General features: G+C 70.5%; 11 protein-coding genes. 2 read left to right on the top strand and 9 right to left on the bottom strand.

The window, feature by feature from the left end; genetic code table 11:
• Positions 1–78: 78 nt before the first annotated feature.
• Genes ACSFA0_RS20750 through ACSFA0_RS20725 form a run of 6 tightly spaced genes read right to left on the bottom strand, consistent with a single transcriptional unit; the run spans position 79 to position 4,593 of the window.
• Positions 79–822, bottom strand: a complete 744-nt coding sequence (locus tag ACSFA0_RS20750; RefSeq protein WP_435452180.1) for a lysophospholipid acyltransferase family protein — start codon at positions 820–822, stop codon at positions 79–81.
• 5 nt (positions 823–827) lie between these two features.
• Positions 828–2,114, bottom strand: coding sequence for a dihydroorotase (locus tag ACSFA0_RS20745; protein ID WP_435452179.1), 1,287 nt, complete (start codon positions 2,112–2,114; stop codon positions 828–830).
• On the bottom strand, positions 2,111–3,073 hold the full coding sequence (locus tag ACSFA0_RS20740) for an aspartate carbamoyltransferase catalytic subunit (protein WP_262073561.1): 963 nt from the start codon (positions 3,071–3,073) through the stop codon (positions 2,111–2,113). Before ACSFA0_RS20740 ends, ACSFA0_RS20745 begins: the two co-directional genes overlap by 4 nt.
• A 1-nt stretch (position 3,074) precedes the next feature.
• The gene (pyrR, locus tag ACSFA0_RS20735) at positions 3,075–3,569 is read right to left on the bottom strand and encodes a bifunctional pyr operon transcriptional regulator/uracil phosphoribosyltransferase PyrR (protein WP_435452178.1); all 495 of its coding nucleotides are present in this window, start codon (positions 3,567–3,569) and stop codon (positions 3,075–3,077) included.
• Positions 3,566–3,982 (bottom strand): Holliday junction resolvase RuvX, encoded by a 417-nt coding sequence (ruvX, locus tag ACSFA0_RS20730; protein WP_435452177.1) that lies wholly within the window; start codon positions 3,980–3,982, stop codon positions 3,566–3,568. Before ruvX ends, pyrR begins: the two co-directional genes overlap by 4 nt.
• A gap of 11 nt (positions 3,983–3,993) precedes the next feature.
• Positions 3,994–4,593: a YqgE/AlgH family protein gene (locus ACSFA0_RS20725; RefSeq protein ID WP_435452176.1), complete on the bottom strand. Its 600-nt coding sequence runs from the start codon at positions 4,591–4,593 to the stop codon at positions 3,994–3,996.
• On the opposite strand from ACSFA0_RS20725, the gene ACSFA0_RS20720 reads away from it, so the two are divergent.
• Both ACSFA0_RS20720 and ACSFA0_RS20715 read left to right on the top strand, forming a co-directional pair.
• Positions 4,592–6,082, top strand: coding sequence for a cryptochrome/photolyase family protein (locus ACSFA0_RS20720; protein WP_435452175.1), 1,491 nt, complete (start codon positions 4,592–4,594; stop codon positions 6,080–6,082). The genes ACSFA0_RS20725 and ACSFA0_RS20720 overlap by 2 nt on opposite strands.
• 194 nt (positions 6,083–6,276) lie before the next feature.
• Entirely contained in the window at positions 6,277–7,362 is a 1,086-nt protein-coding gene (locus ACSFA0_RS20715) for a helix-turn-helix transcriptional regulator (protein WP_435452174.1), read from the top strand.
• A 230-nt stretch (positions 7,363–7,592) separates the two neighbouring features.
• Here ACSFA0_RS20715 and ACSFA0_RS20710 read toward each other — a convergent pair whose 3' ends face one another.
• From ACSFA0_RS20710 to ACSFA0_RS20700, 3 genes are read right to left on the bottom strand one after another with little or no spacing between them, the layout of a single operon-like run.
• Entirely contained in the window at positions 7,593–13,625 is a 6,033-nt protein-coding gene (locus ACSFA0_RS20710) for a hybrid sensor histidine kinase/response regulator (RefSeq protein WP_435452173.1), read from the bottom strand.
• 26 nt (positions 13,626–13,651) lie between these two features.
• Complete coding sequence (locus ACSFA0_RS20705) at positions 13,652–16,000, bottom strand: methyl-accepting chemotaxis protein (RefSeq protein WP_435452172.1); 2,349 nt, start codon at positions 15,998–16,000, stop codon at positions 13,652–13,654.
• A gap of 39 nt (positions 16,001–16,039) precedes the next feature.
• Positions 16,040–16,579: a chemotaxis protein CheW gene (locus ACSFA0_RS20700; protein WP_435452171.1), complete on the bottom strand. Its 540-nt coding sequence runs from the start codon at positions 16,577–16,579 to the stop codon at positions 16,040–16,042.

Here is a 16,579-nt window from a genome sequence, read left to right as displayed (position 1 = left end):
TTGTTGTGTCCGCGGTGTGGGCCGCGGGACGCATCGTAGCCGCGCCCTCGCAGCGGCGGCACAGGGTCGAACCAGCGCTCAGCGCATGAGGTCGCGCAGCGCGACCACGTCGGCGTGCAGCGACTGTGCCCAGGCCCGGCGGTCGCGGCCTTCAGGCGATTGCGACTCGCCGAAGCGCACCACCGCCAAGAGCGGCGGTGCCGTCAGCGTGCGCCACAGCGAACCGATCAGGCTGTCGTCGCCCACGTACAGCGGGGCGACACTGGTCTCGCCCGTGGCGGCGTCGGCGAAGCGCAGCGCGGCGGGAATCACGGGCGCGCAGGAGACGATGGCCGCCTGCAGCAGGTTGGCATGGAAGGGCAGCACGCCGCGGCCGTCGCTGGTGGTGCCTTCGGGGAACACCGCCACGATGTCGCCGTCGCGCAGGGCTTCGGCCATGTGATGCACCACGCGCAAGGCGTCACGCCGGCTCTCGCGTTCGATGAAGAGCGTGCCGGCGCCCACGGCCAGGGTGCCGACCACGGGCCAGTGGTGCACGCCGGCCTTGGAGACGAAGCGCACATGCCGCGCGGCATGAACGGCCACGATGTCGAGCCACGACAGGTGGTTGCACACCACCAGGGCCGGGCCTGCCGCGGGCGGTGTGCCCTGCACTTCCAGCCGCACGCCCATGACGGCGAGCATGCGCTCTGCCCAGCGCTGCACGCGCGCATCGCGCTCGGCCTGCGGCATGCCGTGGAAGTGCCGGCGGATGGTCCACCAGCCGCCGACCATGTGGGCGACGGCGCGCAGCAGCTTCCAGCAGGCGAGGAGCGAACGCATCTTCTTCAATCGGCGCCGACGGTCTCGTGCACCACGCGCCCGCCCACCAGCGTGAAGCGCGCGCGGCCCTGCATCGCGTAGCCGATGAAGGGCGTGTGCTTGCCCTGGCTGCGCAGCGCGTCGGCGTCGACCTGCCATTCGAGCGACGGATCGATCACGCACACGTCGGCGGCCGACCCGGCGGCCAGCGAACCGACGCCGGGCGCGCCGATCAGCTTCGCGGGTGCCGAGGTCACGGCCTGCAACGCCCGCACCAGGCCGGCACCGCTGCGCTCGCCCCATTGCAGCGCGAGCGGGAGCAGCAGCTCGAGGCCGGTAGCGCCCGGCTCGCTCTCCGCGAAGGGCAGCGTCTTGGCATCGGCGTCGACCGGCGTGTGGTCGGACACCAGCACGTCGATGGTGCCGTCGGCCAGCGCGGCCGACAGCGCGTCGCGGTCGCGCTGCTGGCGCAGCGGCGGGTTCAGGCGTGCGCGGCTGTCGAAGAAGCCGATGTCGGTGTCGGTCAGGTGCAGCGAGTTGATGCTGACGTCGCAGCTCACCGGCAGGCCGTCGGCCTTGGCGGCGCGCACCAGCGCGACGCCCGCCGCGCTCGACAGGCGGCACAGGTGCACGCGGGCGCCGGTGCTCTTCATCAGCTCGAAGATGGTGAAGAGCGCGATGGTCTCGGCCGCGACCGGCACGCCGGCCAGGCCCAGGCGCGTGGCGAGCGCGCCGCTGGCGGCCACGCCCTTGCCCAGGTCGCGGTCCTGCGGGCGCAGCCAGATCGTGTAGCCGAAGGTGGCGGCGTACGACAGCGCGCGCTGGAGCACCTGCGTGTTGGTCAGCGGCACGTCGGCCTGGCTGAAGCCGACGCAGCCCGCTTCGGTCAGCGCGACCATCTCGGTAAGCACCTCGCCGGCCAGGTTGCGCGTGACGGCGCCGAGCGGGAAGAGGCGCGCACGCTGCAGCTTCTCGGCGCGGAACTTGAGCATCTCGACCAGGCCTGGCTCGTCGAGCACCGGGTCGGTGTCGGGCGGACAGACCAGGCTGGTCACGCCGCCGGCCACCGCCGCGGCCATCTCGCTGTCGAGCATGCCTTCGTGCTCGTAGCCCGGCTCGCGCAGGCGCGCGGCCAGGTCGACCAGGCCGGGAGCGACGATGCAGCCCGCGGCGTCGAGCGTGCGCGCGGCTTGGAAGTCGCTCGGCGTGTTGCCGATGGCGAGGATCCTGCCGTCGGCGATGGCGACGTCGCCTTGCTGGTCGAGGCCGGACGCCGGGTCGACCACACGGCCGTTCGTGATGAGGATGTTCATGCTTCGTTGCCCGCCACGATGCTCATCACGGCCATGCGGACCGCGATGCCGAAGGTGACCTGCGGCAGGATCACGCTCTGCTTGCCGTCGACCACCGCCGAGTCGATCTCGACGCCGCGGTTGATCGGGCCCGGGTGCATCACGATGCAGTCGGGCTTGGCCAGCTGCAGCTTCTCGGGCGTGAGGCCGTAGGTCTTGAAGAACTCTTGAGACGACGGCAGCAGCGCGCCGCTCATGCGCTCGTTCTGCAGCCGCAGCATGATGACGACGTCGCAGTCCTTGATGCCTTCTTCGAGGGTGTGGCACACGCGCACGCCCATGCCGGCCATGTCGCCGGGCACCAGCGTCTTGGGGCCGACCACGCGCACCTCGGCACAGCCGAGCGTGGTGAGCGCATGGATGTCCGAGCGCGCCACGCGCGAATGCACCACGTCGCCGACGATCGCCACCGTGAGGTTCGCGAAGTCCTTCTTGTAGTGCCGGATGGTGAACATGTCGAGCAGCCCCTGCGTCGGGTGCGCATGGCGGCCGTCGCCGGCGTTCACCACATGCACATGCGGCGCCACATGCTGCGCGATCAGGTACGGCGCGCCCGACTCGCTGTGGCGCACGACGAAGATGTCGGCCGCCATGGCGGAGAGGTTGGCGATGGTGTCCAGCAGCGACTCGCCCTTGCTCGCCGACGAGCGCGCGATGTCGAGGTTGAGCACGTCGGCCGACAGCCGCTTGGCCGCGATCTCGAAGGTGGTGCGGGTGCGCGTCGAGTTCTCGAAGAACAGGTTGAACACGCTCTTGCCGCGCAGCAGCGGCACCTTCTTGACCTCGCGGTCGCTCACGCTGGTGAAGTTGGCGGCCGTGTCGAGGATGTGCGTGAGGATGCTTTTCGGCAGACCCTCGATCGACAGCAGGTGGATCAGCTCGCCGTGCTTGTTGAGTTGCGGATTGCGCTTGTAGAGCACCTCAGGCCTCCTTCACGTCGAAGCTGAAGGCGCCGCCCTCGCTGCGTGCGAGCGCGAGCGATTGCGTAGCGGGCAGCGTCAGTGTCGCGGCCGCGAAATCGGCCGCTACCGGCAGCTCGCGACCGCCGCGGTCGACCAGCACCGCCAGCCGCACGCACGCCGGCCGACCGAAGTCGAACAGCTCGTTGAGCACGGCGCGGATGGTGCGGCCGGTGTAGAGCACATCGTCGAGCAGCAGCACGTCGGCGCCGTTCACGTCGAAGGGCAGCGCGGTCTGCGCGCTCGACGACAGACCGCGGCGCGCGAAGTCGTCGCGGTGCATGGCCGACGAAATGATGCCCGGCGCGCCGGCCAGGCCCAGGTCTTTCTGCAGGCGCTCGACCAGCCAGGCGCCGCCGGAGGTGACTCCGACCAGGCGGGTGTCGGGCCGCATCAGCGCGGTCACGCCGCGCCGCAGGTCGCCGTACAGCGATTCGGCTTCAGGGATGGAACTCAAGGAAGGCTCCTCAGGAATTGCTCAAGGATGATGCAGGCCGATGCGGCGTCGGCGTCGCGGGCGCCAAACGACAGCGCCTCGGTCGTGCTGTAGCGCTCGTCGACCTCGTACACCGGCAGGTTGAAGCGGCCGCGCAACTGGCGTGCGAACTTCTGCGCGGCGCGGGTGTTGTCGTGGGCGGCGCCGTCGGGGTGGAAGGGCACGCCGATCACCAGCGCGTCGGGCTGCCACTCCTTGATGCGCACGGCCACCTGCACGAAGCGCGCGTCACCCTCGGCCTTGATGGTGGCTTGCGGCGACGCGGTGCCGAGCAGCCGGTTGCCGGTGGCGACGCCGGTGCGCTTCTGGCCGTAGTCGAAGGCCAGGAAGCTTTGGAAATGGGAAGGAACCGGGGCGGCAGCGCTGTCAGACATCGCGACAACGCTCACGCATGTCCGGCATCGGGCGACAGCTTCCACGCCTCCAGCCCCAGCAGCAGCAGCGCCTTGTCGTAGCGCTGCTCGACCGGCGTGTCGAAGATGACGGCCGGGTCGGCGCCGACGGTGAGCCAGCTGTTCTCGGCCAGTTCGCTTTCGAGCTGGCCTTCGCCCCAGGCCGAGTAGCCGAGCGACACCAGCACCTTGCGCGGGCCGGCGCCGGTGGCCATCGCTTCCAGCACGTCCTTCGAGGTGGTCATCTCGAGGCCGCCGGGGATCGTCATGGTCGAGGCGTAGACCGATTCCTCGGGCTTGTCGGCGTCGGCGAAGACCGGCTCGTGCAGCACGAAGCCGCGCTCGGTCTGCACCGGGCCGCCCTGGAACACCGGCGCATTGCCGAGCTCCGGGCGCGAGAGATGCAGCTCGATCTTCTCGAACAGCACCTTCAGGTTGATGTCGCTGGGCTTGTTGATGACGAGGCCGAGCGCGCCGCGCTCGCTGTGCTCGCAGAGGTAGACCACGCTGCGGTTGAAGGCCTGGTCTGCCAGCCCCGGCATCGCGATCAGGAAATGATGCGTGAGGTTCATCGGGGCAGAATCGGAAGACATGCCCCCGATTTTACTGGCCGTCGATAAAACCTACCCCAAGGGCCTGATGTGGTTCCGCCGGGACCTCCGCGTGGACGACAACGCGGCCCTGTGGCGAGCCCTGCGCACCTGCCGCGAGGTGGTCTGCGTGTTCGTCTTCGACAAGGCGATCCTCGACCCGCTGCCCGACACCGACCGGCGCGTGGAATTCATCCGCGAGTCGCTGGTCGCGCTCGACGCCGACCTTCGCGCGCTGGGCGGCGGGCTGATCGTGCGGCATGCCGTGGCCGAGGAGGAGATTCCCGAGCTGGCCCATGCGCTGGACGTGCAGGCCGTCTTCGCCAACCGCGATTACGAGCCCGCGGCCATCGAGCGCGACGCGACGGTCTTCGGCGCGCTGGCCAATGCCGGCATCACCTTCCACACCGCCAAGGACCAGGTGGTGTTTGAGCGCGACGAGGTGCTGACCAAGGTCGGCCAGCCCTACACGGTGTTCACGCCCTACAAGCGCGCCTGGCTGGCCAAGGTCGACGACTTCTTCCTCAAGCCCTACCCGTCGCGCGGCTACGCCGAGTCGCTGATCGCACCGCCCGCCCGCTACGACGCGCCGGTGCCCGCCCTGAAGGACCTCGGCTTCGAGACGACCAACCTCTCGACGCTGGAGATCCCGACCGGCGCGCAGGGCGGTGCGGCGCTGTTCGACGATTTCTTCGAGCGCATCGACCGCTACGACGCCGCGCGCAACTTCCCTGCGGTGCGCGGGCCGAGCTACCTGAGCGTGCACCTGCGCTTCGGCACGGTGTCGATCCGCCAGTTGGCGAGCGTGGCACACCAGTTGTCGCTGCAGGGGAATGCGGGTGCCGCGACCTGGCTGAGCGAGCTGATCTGGCGCGACTTCTACTTCCAGATCCTGGCGCACAACCCGCACCTGGCCGACGGCAAGAGCTTCCGGCCCGAGTACGACAAGATCATCTGGCACCACGGCAAGCATGCCGACCTGCTCTTCGACGCCTGGTGCCAGGGTCGCACCGGCTATCCGCTGATCGACGCCGCCATGCTGCAGATCAACCAGAGCGGCTACATGCACAACCGCCTGCGCATGGTGGTGGCGAGCTTCCTGTGCAAGGACCTGGGGCTGGACTGGCGCCGCGGCGAGGCCTACTTCGCGCAGCACCTCAACGACTTCGAGCTGTCGTCGAACAACGGCGGCTGGCAGTGGGCCAGCTCCAGCGGCTGCGACGCGCAGCCCTACTTCCGCATCTTCAACCCGGTGACGCAGAGCGAACGCTTCGACCCCGAGGGCAAGTTCATCCGGCGCTACCTGCCGCAGCTGGCCCCGCTGTCGAACAAGGTCATCCACGCGCCCTGGACCGCGTCACCGGTCGAGCTCGAAGCGGCCGGGCTGACGCTCGGCGAGCACTACCCCAAGCCGATCGTCGACCACGCCGAAGCGCGCGAGCGCACGCTGCAGCGCTACGGCGTGGTGCGCAAGGTGGCCGCGGGCCACTGACGGCTCCCGCTGGAAGTCGTCGTCATCACTTTGGATGATGCCGCCGCAGCGCACACCTGAGACGCTCCAAAGCCACTGCGCGATCCGGGACGCCGACGCCCATCTCCCCCGTTCGTGGGATTGACGGCAACGCGCCGGCGCGTAGGGTCCGTGCAGGGGAGTCGACCGAGCCAGGACAGCCTGCGGAGGTAGTCGTGTTCCAAGATCCCGTGCTCCATCGCACACTCGAAGCCACCCATCACCTGCGCGATGCCGTGCCTCCCTGGGCCGACGTGCTGGAGGGCGCCCGACAGTTGATCGGCGGCGACAGCGCCAGCTTCATCCTGTTCAGCCGCACCGGCGAACTGCTCGACTGCCAGCAGAGCGGCATCTCGGCGGCCGCCGAGCGGGACTACGTCGAGCACTACCACGCCCACGACATCGTCACGCCAGCGACGACGGGGGCCCCGGAGGGCACCTGGTTCGACACGACGGAACTGTTCAGCCCGCGCACGCTGTCCTCGCACCCCTACTACGTCGACTTCATGTGCCGGCACCGCATGCGACAGATGCTCACGCTGCTGGTGGAGCAGTCGCCGACACGCCATGGCGGCCTCACGGTGCAGCGTGCCGAGCCGCGCGAGACCGGCCGTCGGCAGCTCGCACAGGGCGCAAGCGCCGCGCTGGCCGCCGCCATCGGCGAAGCCGTGCACGCGCGCCGGGCCGCGACGGAGCATTGGTTCGCCGCCACCGAGTCGGCCTTCGACGGCTTCGAAGAGGCGCTCTGCCTGGTGAGCAGCAAGGGGGCCGTGCTGCGGCAGTCGCCGCGGGCCCAGGCGTGGTTCGCGCTGAACCAGGGCCTGCGTGTCCGCCATGGTCGGATGTGGCATGCCGCACCGGCCCTGCGCGAGGCGCTCTACGGCGCGCTGGCCAGCGCCGCCGAGCGCGAGCGCCGGCTCACCCTGACGCTGCCGGACGACGGCGAGGTGGCCGGCTGCCAGATCGACCTGGCACCCGCGGCGCGGATCGCGCGACTGGGCAACGAGCGCCTGCTGCTGCTGCGCGTGCGGCACGCGCCCGACTCGATCGAAGCGCGGCTGCGCACGCTCGGGCCGGCCTACGACCTCACGCCTGCCGAGCAGCGGGTGCTCGGCGCGCTGATCGCGGGCCAGTCGCCGTCGCAGCATGCGCAGGCGCACGGCGTGTCTATCCACACCGTGCGCAAGCAGATCGCGATGATCAAGGACAAGATGGGCTGCACCCGCCAAGTCGACCTGGTGCGCGCCGGCCTGCCGAATTGAACCCACCCCCGATGCGGCGCACTGCGTGTCGCCGCCACGTGCGCCGGCCGGAGTCCGGCGCCCTTCGGGGCCGTCCAAGTCTGCGCAGGCAGACTTGGAGCCGCGGCCCTCAGCCCCTCAAGGGGGCGCACCCGGCGGCCTGGCGGAGCCAGTTCCGCGGGCGCTCTGGACTTGGTCGCGCCGGTTTCATCGGCTGCTGAGTGCAGACCGGTATGAGCAGGCTCGGTCCGTCAGGTGGACGCGGGCGCTTCGACCTGCGCGTAGGTGCGCACCAGCCGCAGCAGTTCCTCTTCCGAGTAGGGCTTGCCCAGGTAGTGGTTCACGCCCAGTTGCGCCGCATGTTCGCGGTGCTTCTCGGCGATGCGCGAGGTGATCATGATGATCGGCAGATGCTTCAGCGCCTCGTCGGCGCGGATGTTGCGCGCCAGGTCGAAGCCGTCCATGCGCGGCATCTCGATGTCCGACAGCACCACCGCCGGCCGCTCGGTCTGCAGACGCTCCAAGGCCTGCAGGCCGTCGGCGGCGAGCGACACGCGGTAGCCCTCGCGCTGCAGCATGCGCTGCGTCACGCGGCGCACCGTGATCGAATCGTCGACCACCAGCACCAGCGGGGCTTCTTGCACCCCCACCGGCGCGGCGGCAGTCTGCGTCCCGTCCGGCCCCGCGGCGGCGGCGCTGCCCGCCTGCTGCATGGCCCGCGCCTGGTCGCCATGCACGGCCGCCAGCGCCACCGGGTTGTAGATGAGCGCCACCGCGCCAGAGGCGAGCACCGAGATGCCCGCCATGCCCGGCAGCCGCGACAGCTGCGGACCAAGGTTCTTGACCACGACTTCCTGGTTACCCAGCACTTCGTCCACGTGCAGCGCCACGCGCTGTGCCGCGCTGCGCACCACCACAATCGCGTGCGTCTTGCTGCCCGAGGCTTCGCTGCGGGCCGACGATTGAAGCAGCGCACCGGCCCAGTAGAAGGGCACCGGCTCGCCCGCGAAGAGGTACTGCTGACTGGCGTAGGCCACGTCGAGTTCGGCCGCGCTCACGCGCTGCACCAGCACGACCAGGTTGGACGGCACGCCGATCGACGTGTTGCCCGCGCGCAGCATCACGACGTGCGTCACCGCGGTGGTCAGCGGCAGCACCAGCTTGAAGGTGGTGCCCTGCCCCGGCGTGCTGTGCGTTTCGATGCGGCCGCCGAGCGCGGCCACATCGGCGCGCACCACGTCCATCCCGATGCCGCGGCCGGCCAGTTCCGACACCTGCTCGGCGGTCGAGAAGCCGGGCTTGAAGATCATCTCCGCCGCAGCGTCGGGCGACAGCACCTCGTCGTGGGTCGCCAGGCCCAGGGCGCGGGCGCGCTGCGCGATGCGGTCCAGGTTGAGACCACCGCCGTCGTCGCGGAAGCTGACGGAAACGTCATTGCCTTCCTGGTGCAGCTCGATGGCGATCAGGCCGCTGGGCTCCTTGCCGGCCTGCTCGCGCGCCGCGGCGCTCTCGATGCCGTGCGCCACGCTGTTGCGCAGCAGATGTTCGAACGACGGGGTCATGCGTTCCAGCACGCCGCGGTCCATCTCGATGGAGCCGCCGACGATGTCCAGGCGCACCTGCTTGCCGGTGTCCTTCGAGGCCTGGCGCACTACGCGGTAGAGGCGATCGGAAATGCCTTCGAACTCCACCATGCGCGTACGCAGCAGGCCGCGCTGCAGCTCGCGCGTCTGGCGCGCCTGGGCCGACAGGTCGTCTTCCGTGGCCTGCACCGTCTTCTGCAGCGTGCGCTGCACGGTGGCCACGTCGTTGACCGACTCGGCCATCATGCGAGTGAGTTCCTGCACGCGGGTGAAGCGGTCGAACTCGAGCGGGTCGAAGCCCTGCTGCGAGTCCTTGGCCTGCGCCAGGCGCGATTGCATCTGGCTTTCGGCCTGCACCTCGATGTCGCGCAGCTGCTGACGCAGGCGGTCGAGGTTGCCGGTCAGGTCGCCGAGCGAGCCGCGCAACTGGTTGAGCTCGGCCTCCAGCCGCGAGCGCGTGATGATCACCTCGCCGGCCTGGGCCACCAGGCGGTCGAGCAACTGCGTGCGGATGCGCACGGCCTGCTGCGAGGTGCCGCTGCGCAGCGGCATCAGCATCGACGGCAGCGGGATGGCCACCGAGCCGGTGCGCGCGACCGGCGCCTCAGCGGGCGATTCGTTGGCGGCGGTTGTCTCGGGGCCGGCAACGGGCGCCGCGGCGTCGGACACCGGCGCCACGAAGGGCTCGTCGGCCACCGGCGCCTCGGCGACGGCCAGGGCATCGGCCGCGCCGTCGCCGATGTCGCGCAGCCCATCGAAGGTGGTCTGAAGCGCGTCGAAGCGCGCGAGCAGCGCCTCCACGTCTGCGCGGTCGGCGCCATGGGCACCGATGGCCTCGATCTCGGACTCCATGCGGTGCGCGCGCTCGCCCAGGCGCATCGCGCCGGCCAGCCGGGCACTGCCCTTGAGCGTGTGCAGCGTGCGCAGCACCGAAGCCCGCGGCGCATCGCTCGCCGGGTCGGCTAGCCATGCGCGCAGCGCGCCGCCCAGCTTGGGCATCAGTTCGGCGGCCTCTTCCTCGAAGATCGGGAAAAGATCGACGTCGACCGAATCGGCCAGGTCGTAGGCGTCGTCGGAATCGTCGAGCGACACGTCGGCGCGTGCAGCGCCGGCGAAGCCCAGCGGCGCGGGGCCGCTGTCCGGCGCGTCGAGCGGCAACTGCGACGCAGCGACGTCGCGCAGGTCCTGCAGCGTCTCGTCGGAGGGTTCGCGCAGGAAGCCCGCGGCGAACTGGTGCAGCAGGTGGCGCACCTCGTCGGCCGCGGCCACCAGCACCCGCCCCTGCTCCGGCGTGCCGCGGCCCTGCCGGTGCAGGTGCTGGAGCGCGGTTTCGAACAGGCGTGCCATGCCCGACAGGCCCTGGAAGCCGACCGTGGCCGAGCTGCCGGCGAGCGAATGCGCCAGCGCGACGGTCGAGTCGCCGATGCGCACGTGCGGTTCGAGCGCCCATTCGCCGACGTCGATGGCGAGCTGACGCGACCATTCATCGGCTTCGTTGAGGTAGACGTTGTAGAGCGCGATGCCGATCCGCAGCGGGCCGATCGCCTTGACCGCGTCGTCGGCGCTGGGCGCGGCCAGTTCGAATTCGGGCTCGGGCTCGGGCTCGCGTTCCGGCGAGGCCGCCGGCGCTGGCGACGCGGCGACGGGCACCACCTCCGCCGTCGGCTCCTCCACCGCGTCGGGCACCCGCGTCGCTTCGGCCACCGGCGCAACGGCCGGTGCCACGACCTCGTCGAGGCGGTGTTCCGGCTCGGGTGGCGCGGCCAGCAGGCTAGCGAGCGCGTCGAGTTCTTCCTGCACGGCGTCGGGTTCGTCCGCGTCGGCGGGCGCCGGCTCGGGCGGCGCTGCGGGCGTCGAGAAGGACAGGTCGGGCAGCGGCGGCATCACCGCAGGCGCCGACGCGGTGCGTGGGGCGACCGGCGCTTCCAGCGGCGCAGCCTCGCTGATGTCGAAGTCCAGCGTCATCGTCGGCACGCGGAACTGATCGATGGATGCGTGTGCCGTCTCGAGAAAGTCGATGTCCTCGCCGCCCAGCGGCGGCGGCAATTCGGTCGCCGGGGTGTCGGCGCGCGGTTCGAAGTCGAGGAAATCGGTGGACGCGAAGTCGTCGTCCATCTCGCTGGTGCCACGCGCCACGGGTGCGTCGGCTGCGGGCAGCTCTGCCGCATCGATGGCCGGGAGCTCGGCCAGCAGGGCTTCCAAATCGGCGGGCATCGATGCCGGCTCGGGTGCAGGCGCCTCGACCACCGGCACCGGCGCCGGTGCGGGCGTCGGCTCCGCAGCGATGCGGCGGGCCGCGGCGGCCAGCGCATCGGGCGCGATGGCGGCCGGTGGCGGCAGCGGGTCACCGCTGCGCAAGGCCTCGGCCACGCGACTGAAGGCCGAAGGCTCCCAGTCGTGCGGCTGGCCGGCGGCAATCGCCTCGACCCAGGCGGAGAAGTCCTTCAGCGCGCGTTCGGTGGCGCTCAGCAGCTCGGGCGTGGCGGGGCGCTGGTCGGCCAGCCAGGTGTTCAGCACCTGCTCGAACGACCAGGCGGCGTCGCCGAAGGCCGTGAGGCCGACCATGCGCGAACTGCCCTTGAGCGTGTGGAAGGCGCGGCGCAGCACGGTGAGCTCGCCCACGTCGGTCGGGTCTTCCGCCAGCAGCGACACCGCGGCGTCGCCGTTCTCCAGCACCTCGCGGGCTTCGTCCAGGAAGATGTTCTGCAGGTCGTCTTCGTCGAGCTCGTTGACCTCGGTGTCGGGCAAGGCGGTCGGCCCGACGATCTTGGCGGTCCAGCTGTCCGCGGCGCGGCTGAATTCCTCGATCGGGGTGGGCGCCTTGCGCGTCGGCGCAGCGAGCGCGGCGAGCTTGGCGGCGATCTGCGCATCGACTTCCTCGACGCTGAGCACCGGCCCGACGGCAGGCGTCGCGGCAGCCGTGGCATCGAACGCAGCGGCATCCGCGGCGGCGGCCTCGGCGCTTCGGCCCATCAGCGGCTTGAGCTCGCCCACGTCGGCATCGAACACGAACAGGCGCTTGGCCAGCGCCGGCTGGTAGCCCAGCATGTCGATCAGGAAACCCAGCGCGCCCAGGTTGTTGCCGAGCGCGTCGAAGTCGCGGGCCTCGTCGGCGGGCGACGGGGTCTCCAGCAGGTGGTCGACGCTCTCGCGCATGCGCTGCACGGTCTGCGCGGCCTGGTCGAGGCCGAGCACCGAGAACACGCCGCGCATCTGCAGAAGCTGGCTCGGCACGGTGCGCAGGGCCGCGCGCTCGTTCGGGCGGCGGAAGAACTGGTCGAGCGATTTCTCGAGCTCGCCGAGGTGGGCGCGCAGCTCGTCGACCACGGTGCCCATGGACTGGCGGTCGCTGACCCGGCGGTACAGCTCCTCCATCCATGGCTCGAGGGGCTCGGCCTGACCGCCGTCGCGCACCCGGTCGATGCGACCGGCCAGTTGCACGGTGCGCGCGGTGAGCTGGCGGTCCTGCGGGTCCAGGTCTTCGAAGGCGGCCTCGAGGTAGAGCACCGCGGTCGCGACTTCGAGTCCGAGCTCGGTGCTCGGCGGCGTGCCCGAGCGCATCGACGCGTCGACCGCGTTGTTGAGCGCCTGCACCATCGGCAGGCTCGGTGGGTGCAGCTTCTGCAGCGATTCGCCCAGCTGGGCGAAGGTGTCGGCCACCTGGCGGGTGCGCGACACGTCGCCTGCCGACAGCGCGGACCACATCTCCTTGGCGGCCTCGATGCGCTTGCGTGCCTGGACCAGCACCAGCGGGTCGAAGCGCCCGAACTGCTCCACGCTGTAGTCGACGGTCGACTGGTCGTCGCCGATGCCCCAGGAAGCGCGCACCTGGCGCAGCGTGCCGACATCGTCGCGCGCGCCCGGTGCGGCCTGCGCGCAGAAGAACAGCAGGTCCTGCCCGAGCCGCTCGGACACCGTCGCGTCGCCGCGCGCGAGCGTGGCGTACTGCAGCAGAACGCGCGAGGACACGCGCTTGACGTAGACGTCGACCGGCAACAGCGCGGCGCCCAGCGCCTCGAAGAAGCCGGCGGCCAGCGTCCAGAAACTGACCACGCGCGGCACCGACGAGCCCCGGGCCAGGCCCAGGCAGAGTTCGTGCAGGCGCCGGGCGGCGCGGTCGTCGCCGCTCTTGACGATCTTGAGGACCTCGCGGTCGAGCTTGGAGCGCACCGCCGGGTCGTAGACCAGCGCGGCCTGCGTGGGCGAGGGCTTGATCTCGACCCAGCGCCAGCCGTGCGCCCAGAGATCGGCCGGATGCACGCGATCGCTGCTGGCCATCTCGAGCACGTCGCGGTACTGCGGGAACAGCCCGACCGACGAGACCTGCTTGCCGCCGAGCAGCGCATTCAGGTAGTCGGACACCGCGAAACCGGCGCGGTCGAGCTTCTGGACGGCCGCTTCGCTGCAGCCGGCCGGATGGTCGATGTAGCGCTGCACGGCGAACTCCATCGCCCCCACCACCAGCGCTGGCGCCTTGTGGCCGACCATCGTGAGCGCGCCCACGGTCTGGTGCAGTTGTTGGCGCGCCAGGCGCAGCGGACCGGTGTCGGGCTCGGCGGCGCCTTCGCGCGCGAAGCGGCGCAGCGCCTTGCCGGCACCGTCGAGCGTCTTCTGGACTTCGTCGATGACCCAGGCCAAGGGCCCGAGGTCCTGGGGGGCCGGCGACGGGCCGGGGTTCGAGGCGTTGGAAGGCACGGGCATCGGCAGCACGTTGGGCGCTCGGCGGGTCAGACGATCTTGAAGCGTGCGACCGACTGGCGCAGCTCTTCGGCCATGTGCGAGAGCTCCCGCACCTGCTGGGCCGTGGTGCGTGTGCCCTCCCCGGTCTGCTCGGTCACCGCGAAGATGTGCTGGATGTTGGCGGCCACCACGTTGGCGGAATCGGCCTCGCGGGAGGCGGACTGCGAAATCTGCTCGATCAGGTCGGCCAGGCGGCGCGACACGCGGTCGATCTCGGAGAGCGCGGTGCCGGCGTTGTCGGACAGCTTGGCCCCTTCGACCACGCCCTGCGTGGAGCGCTCCATGGCGCCCACGGCATCCTGCGTGTCGGTCTGAATCGCCTTCACCAGCGCCGAGATCTGGCGCGTCGCGTCGGCGGAGCGTTCGGCCAGTCGCTGCACTTCTTCGGCCACCACCGAGAAGCCGCGGCCGGCTTCACCGGCAGAGGCGGCCTGGATGGCGGCGTTCAGCGCCAGCACGTTGGTCTGTTCGGTGATGTCGGAAATCAGCTCGGTGATTTCGCCGATCTCCTGCGACGATTCACCCAGGCGCTTGATGCGCTTGGAGGTCTCCTGGATCTGGTCGCGGATGGCGTTCATGCCCCCGATGGCGTTCTGCACCGCCTGCAGGCCCGACGACGCGGCCTTGAGCGACTGGCGCGCCACCGTGGCCGATTCCTGCGCCTGCGAGGACACGCCGTTGATGCGCTCGGCCATGGTCAGCACCGACTGGCCGGTTTCGCGGATCTCGCGCAGCTGTTCGGTCGAAGCCGCCAGCAGTTCGGTCGAAGTGTTCTCCACCTGCGACGTGGTGTGCGCCACCCGGGTCGCCGTGTTCTGCACGTTGCCCACCAGCAGACGGAGCTCTTCCACCGTGTAGTTCACCGAGTCGGCAATGGCGCCGGTGATGTCTTCCGTCACGGTGGCTTCCTGGGTCAGGTCGCCTTCGGCCACCGTCTGCAGTTCGTTCATCAGGCGAAGAATGGCGGCCTGGTTGGCGCTGTTCACCCGGCTGGCTTCTTCGCTCAGACGCTCGGCCTCGATCCGCTCCTGCTCGGCGGCCAGGGCACGTTCGCGACCTTCGCGCACCTGCACGAAGCCGATGCCGCCGGCGAGCGCCAGCGCGGCCAGCGACAGCAGGAACAGCGTCGCGATGGTGCCGACGCCCAGGCCCGTGCGCTCGGACAGCTTGACCTGCAGTTCGCCCAGCGCCAGACGCAGCGGCTCGCTGTCGGCCAGGATGGTGGCCTGGCCTTCACGTGCAGTCACCAGGCCTTGCAGGTTGCCCAGGATGGCACCGGCCTGGGTACGCGTCTTTTCATAGGTCTTGAGGATGGCGTCGAGCTGTTGGCGGGCCTGCGCGTCGCGCGTGCCCGGCAGGCGCTGCTGGGTGTTGCCGTCGAGCAGGCCGCGCGCCACCTCCTGGAAGGTGTTCAGGTCCTTGCCCAGCAGGAACACGGCGTCGGGGCTCACGCCTTCGACGGTCAGGAATTCGTTGGCGGACTTGCCGATGCGCTGCGTCAGCATCACCAGCTGGCCCGCGGCCGCGATCTCGGGGATGGTCGCGTTCTGCTGCATCTTGATGGAGGCCACCGTCTCGGCCATCTCCAGCAGGTCGGACGACTGGCGGTTGATGTCGCGCAGCGCGGCGCCCACCTGCGTGAGGATCTGCTGCTGCGCGAGCACCGCCTTGGCGCTCTTGTCGGCACGCTCGACCAGCGGCGTGATCTTGGCGAGGTCGGCGTCGTACTGGCCGCCCACGCGCTCCAGGTTGAGCGCGTCGTCGCCGTTGGCCAGGCCCTGCACCCGGCGGGCCAGGTCGTCCGAGCTGTCGCGCACTTCGGCGAAGGCGGCCGCGTTGCCCACGAGGGCCTGCGACACCGACTTGGCCAGACGCTGCGACTGCATCAGCGACTGGCCGGTCGATGCCACCTGCTGCGCCAGTCGGTCGGCGCGCAGGATGGCGGAGCCCGCCACCAGCAGCAGCAGCAGCACGACCACCGCGAGCGCGATGGCGAAGATGCGCTGTTGCCGGGCGGGGCTGAACTTCGCCGGTGCGGGGCCGGCGCCGGCATCACCGCCGCCCGAAGCGGCGCTGGCGACGAACGGTGCGACGACAGGCGTCGTCGGTTCGTTCAGGGCCGGCGCAGTCGGTTCGTTCAGGGCCGGCGCGTCGAGGGCTGCACCGGTCGAGAAGGTTTCGTTCTCCGTACGCGGGAAGTGCACCGTTCGCTCCTCGGGAGGTTGCATGGTTTCGACGTTGTCCAGCGAGAGGGTGGAATCGCCATGCACGCGCATGTTCGGGTGGCCCTCGTTGGCGGGCAGGTACTTCTTCAACTTGTCGGCGATCGAACTCACGGTCGGTCCTTCACGTAGATGTCAACGCCCGGCCAGCCCTCAGGCGCCGATGCTCAGAAAACGGGGTTGCTGCGAGAGGAATTGCAGGTTGACTTCCTGCCACTGCTCCCCCGCCGCGTCGATGTAGGCATGTCCGAGCCAGGCCGGGGCATCGGCGGCCGGTGCACGGGAATCGGTGAAGGCCTCCACGCCGCGCAGGCCGACCAGACGGTCGATCAGCAGGGCGCAGTTCACTTCGAGAAGCTCGTTGAGCGCGACCAGCCGCGACTGGGCGCGAGCGCCATCGACGGCCGGCGCCGCAGCCGCCGGCGCCTGGCCGGTGGCGAAGGTCGACAGTTGCACCACGCCGTACAGGCCGCCGCGCAGGTTGGCCACGCCCAAGAACCAGGGCTCGGTGTAGGGCACGGGCTGCGGGGGCGTCCAGGGGAAGATCTCCCCGGCGTGGCCGAGGGGGAAAAGGTACTTCCCGTCACCGGCCTCCACGGCCAGCCACGAGGCGGACACGTCCGAGGTGCGCGCCGCTTGCAAACGAGAGGCGAGCCGGGACTGGAAAGCGCGGAGGGCGTCGCGGTTGGCCAT

Source organism: Variovorax restrictus, assembly GCF_051216715.1.
In the GTDB taxonomy this organism is placed as follows: Bacteria; Pseudomonadota; Gammaproteobacteria; order Burkholderiales; family Burkholderiaceae_C; genus Variovorax.
Note: the sequence above shows the minus strand (reverse complement) of the source record. Positions and strands in the feature narration are given on the sequence as shown.

What these genes read in the sequence shown, in the direction of transcription:
- ACSFA0_RS20750 (WP_435452180.1), bottom strand. Translation starts at nt 822, where the DNA reads ATGCGTTCGCTCCTCGCCTGCTGGAAGCTGCTGCGCGCCGTCGCCCAC.
- ACSFA0_RS20745 (WP_435452179.1), bottom strand. Translation starts at nt 2,114, where the DNA reads ATGAACATCCTCATCACGAACGGCCGTGTGGTCGACCCGGCGTCCGGC.
- ruvX (WP_435452177.1), bottom strand. Translation starts at nt 3,982, where the DNA reads ATGTCTGACAGCGCTGCCGCCCCGGTTCCTTCCCATTTCCAAAGCTTC.
- ACSFA0_RS20720 (WP_435452175.1), top strand. Translation starts at nt 4,592, where the DNA reads ATGCCCCCGATTTTACTGGCCGTCGATAAAACCTACCCCAAGGGCCTG.
- ACSFA0_RS20725 (WP_435452176.1), bottom strand. Translation starts at nt 4,593, where the DNA reads ATGTCTTCCGATTCTGCCCCGATGAACCTCACGCATCATTTCCTGATC.
- ACSFA0_RS20710 (WP_435452173.1), bottom strand. Translation starts at nt 13,625, where the DNA reads ATGCCCGTGCCTTCCAACGCCTCGAACCCCGGCCCGTCGCCGGCCCCC.
- ACSFA0_RS20700 (WP_435452171.1), bottom strand. Translation starts at nt 16,579, where the DNA reads ATGGCCAACCGCGACGCCCTCCGCGCTTTCCAGTCCCGGCTCGCCTCT.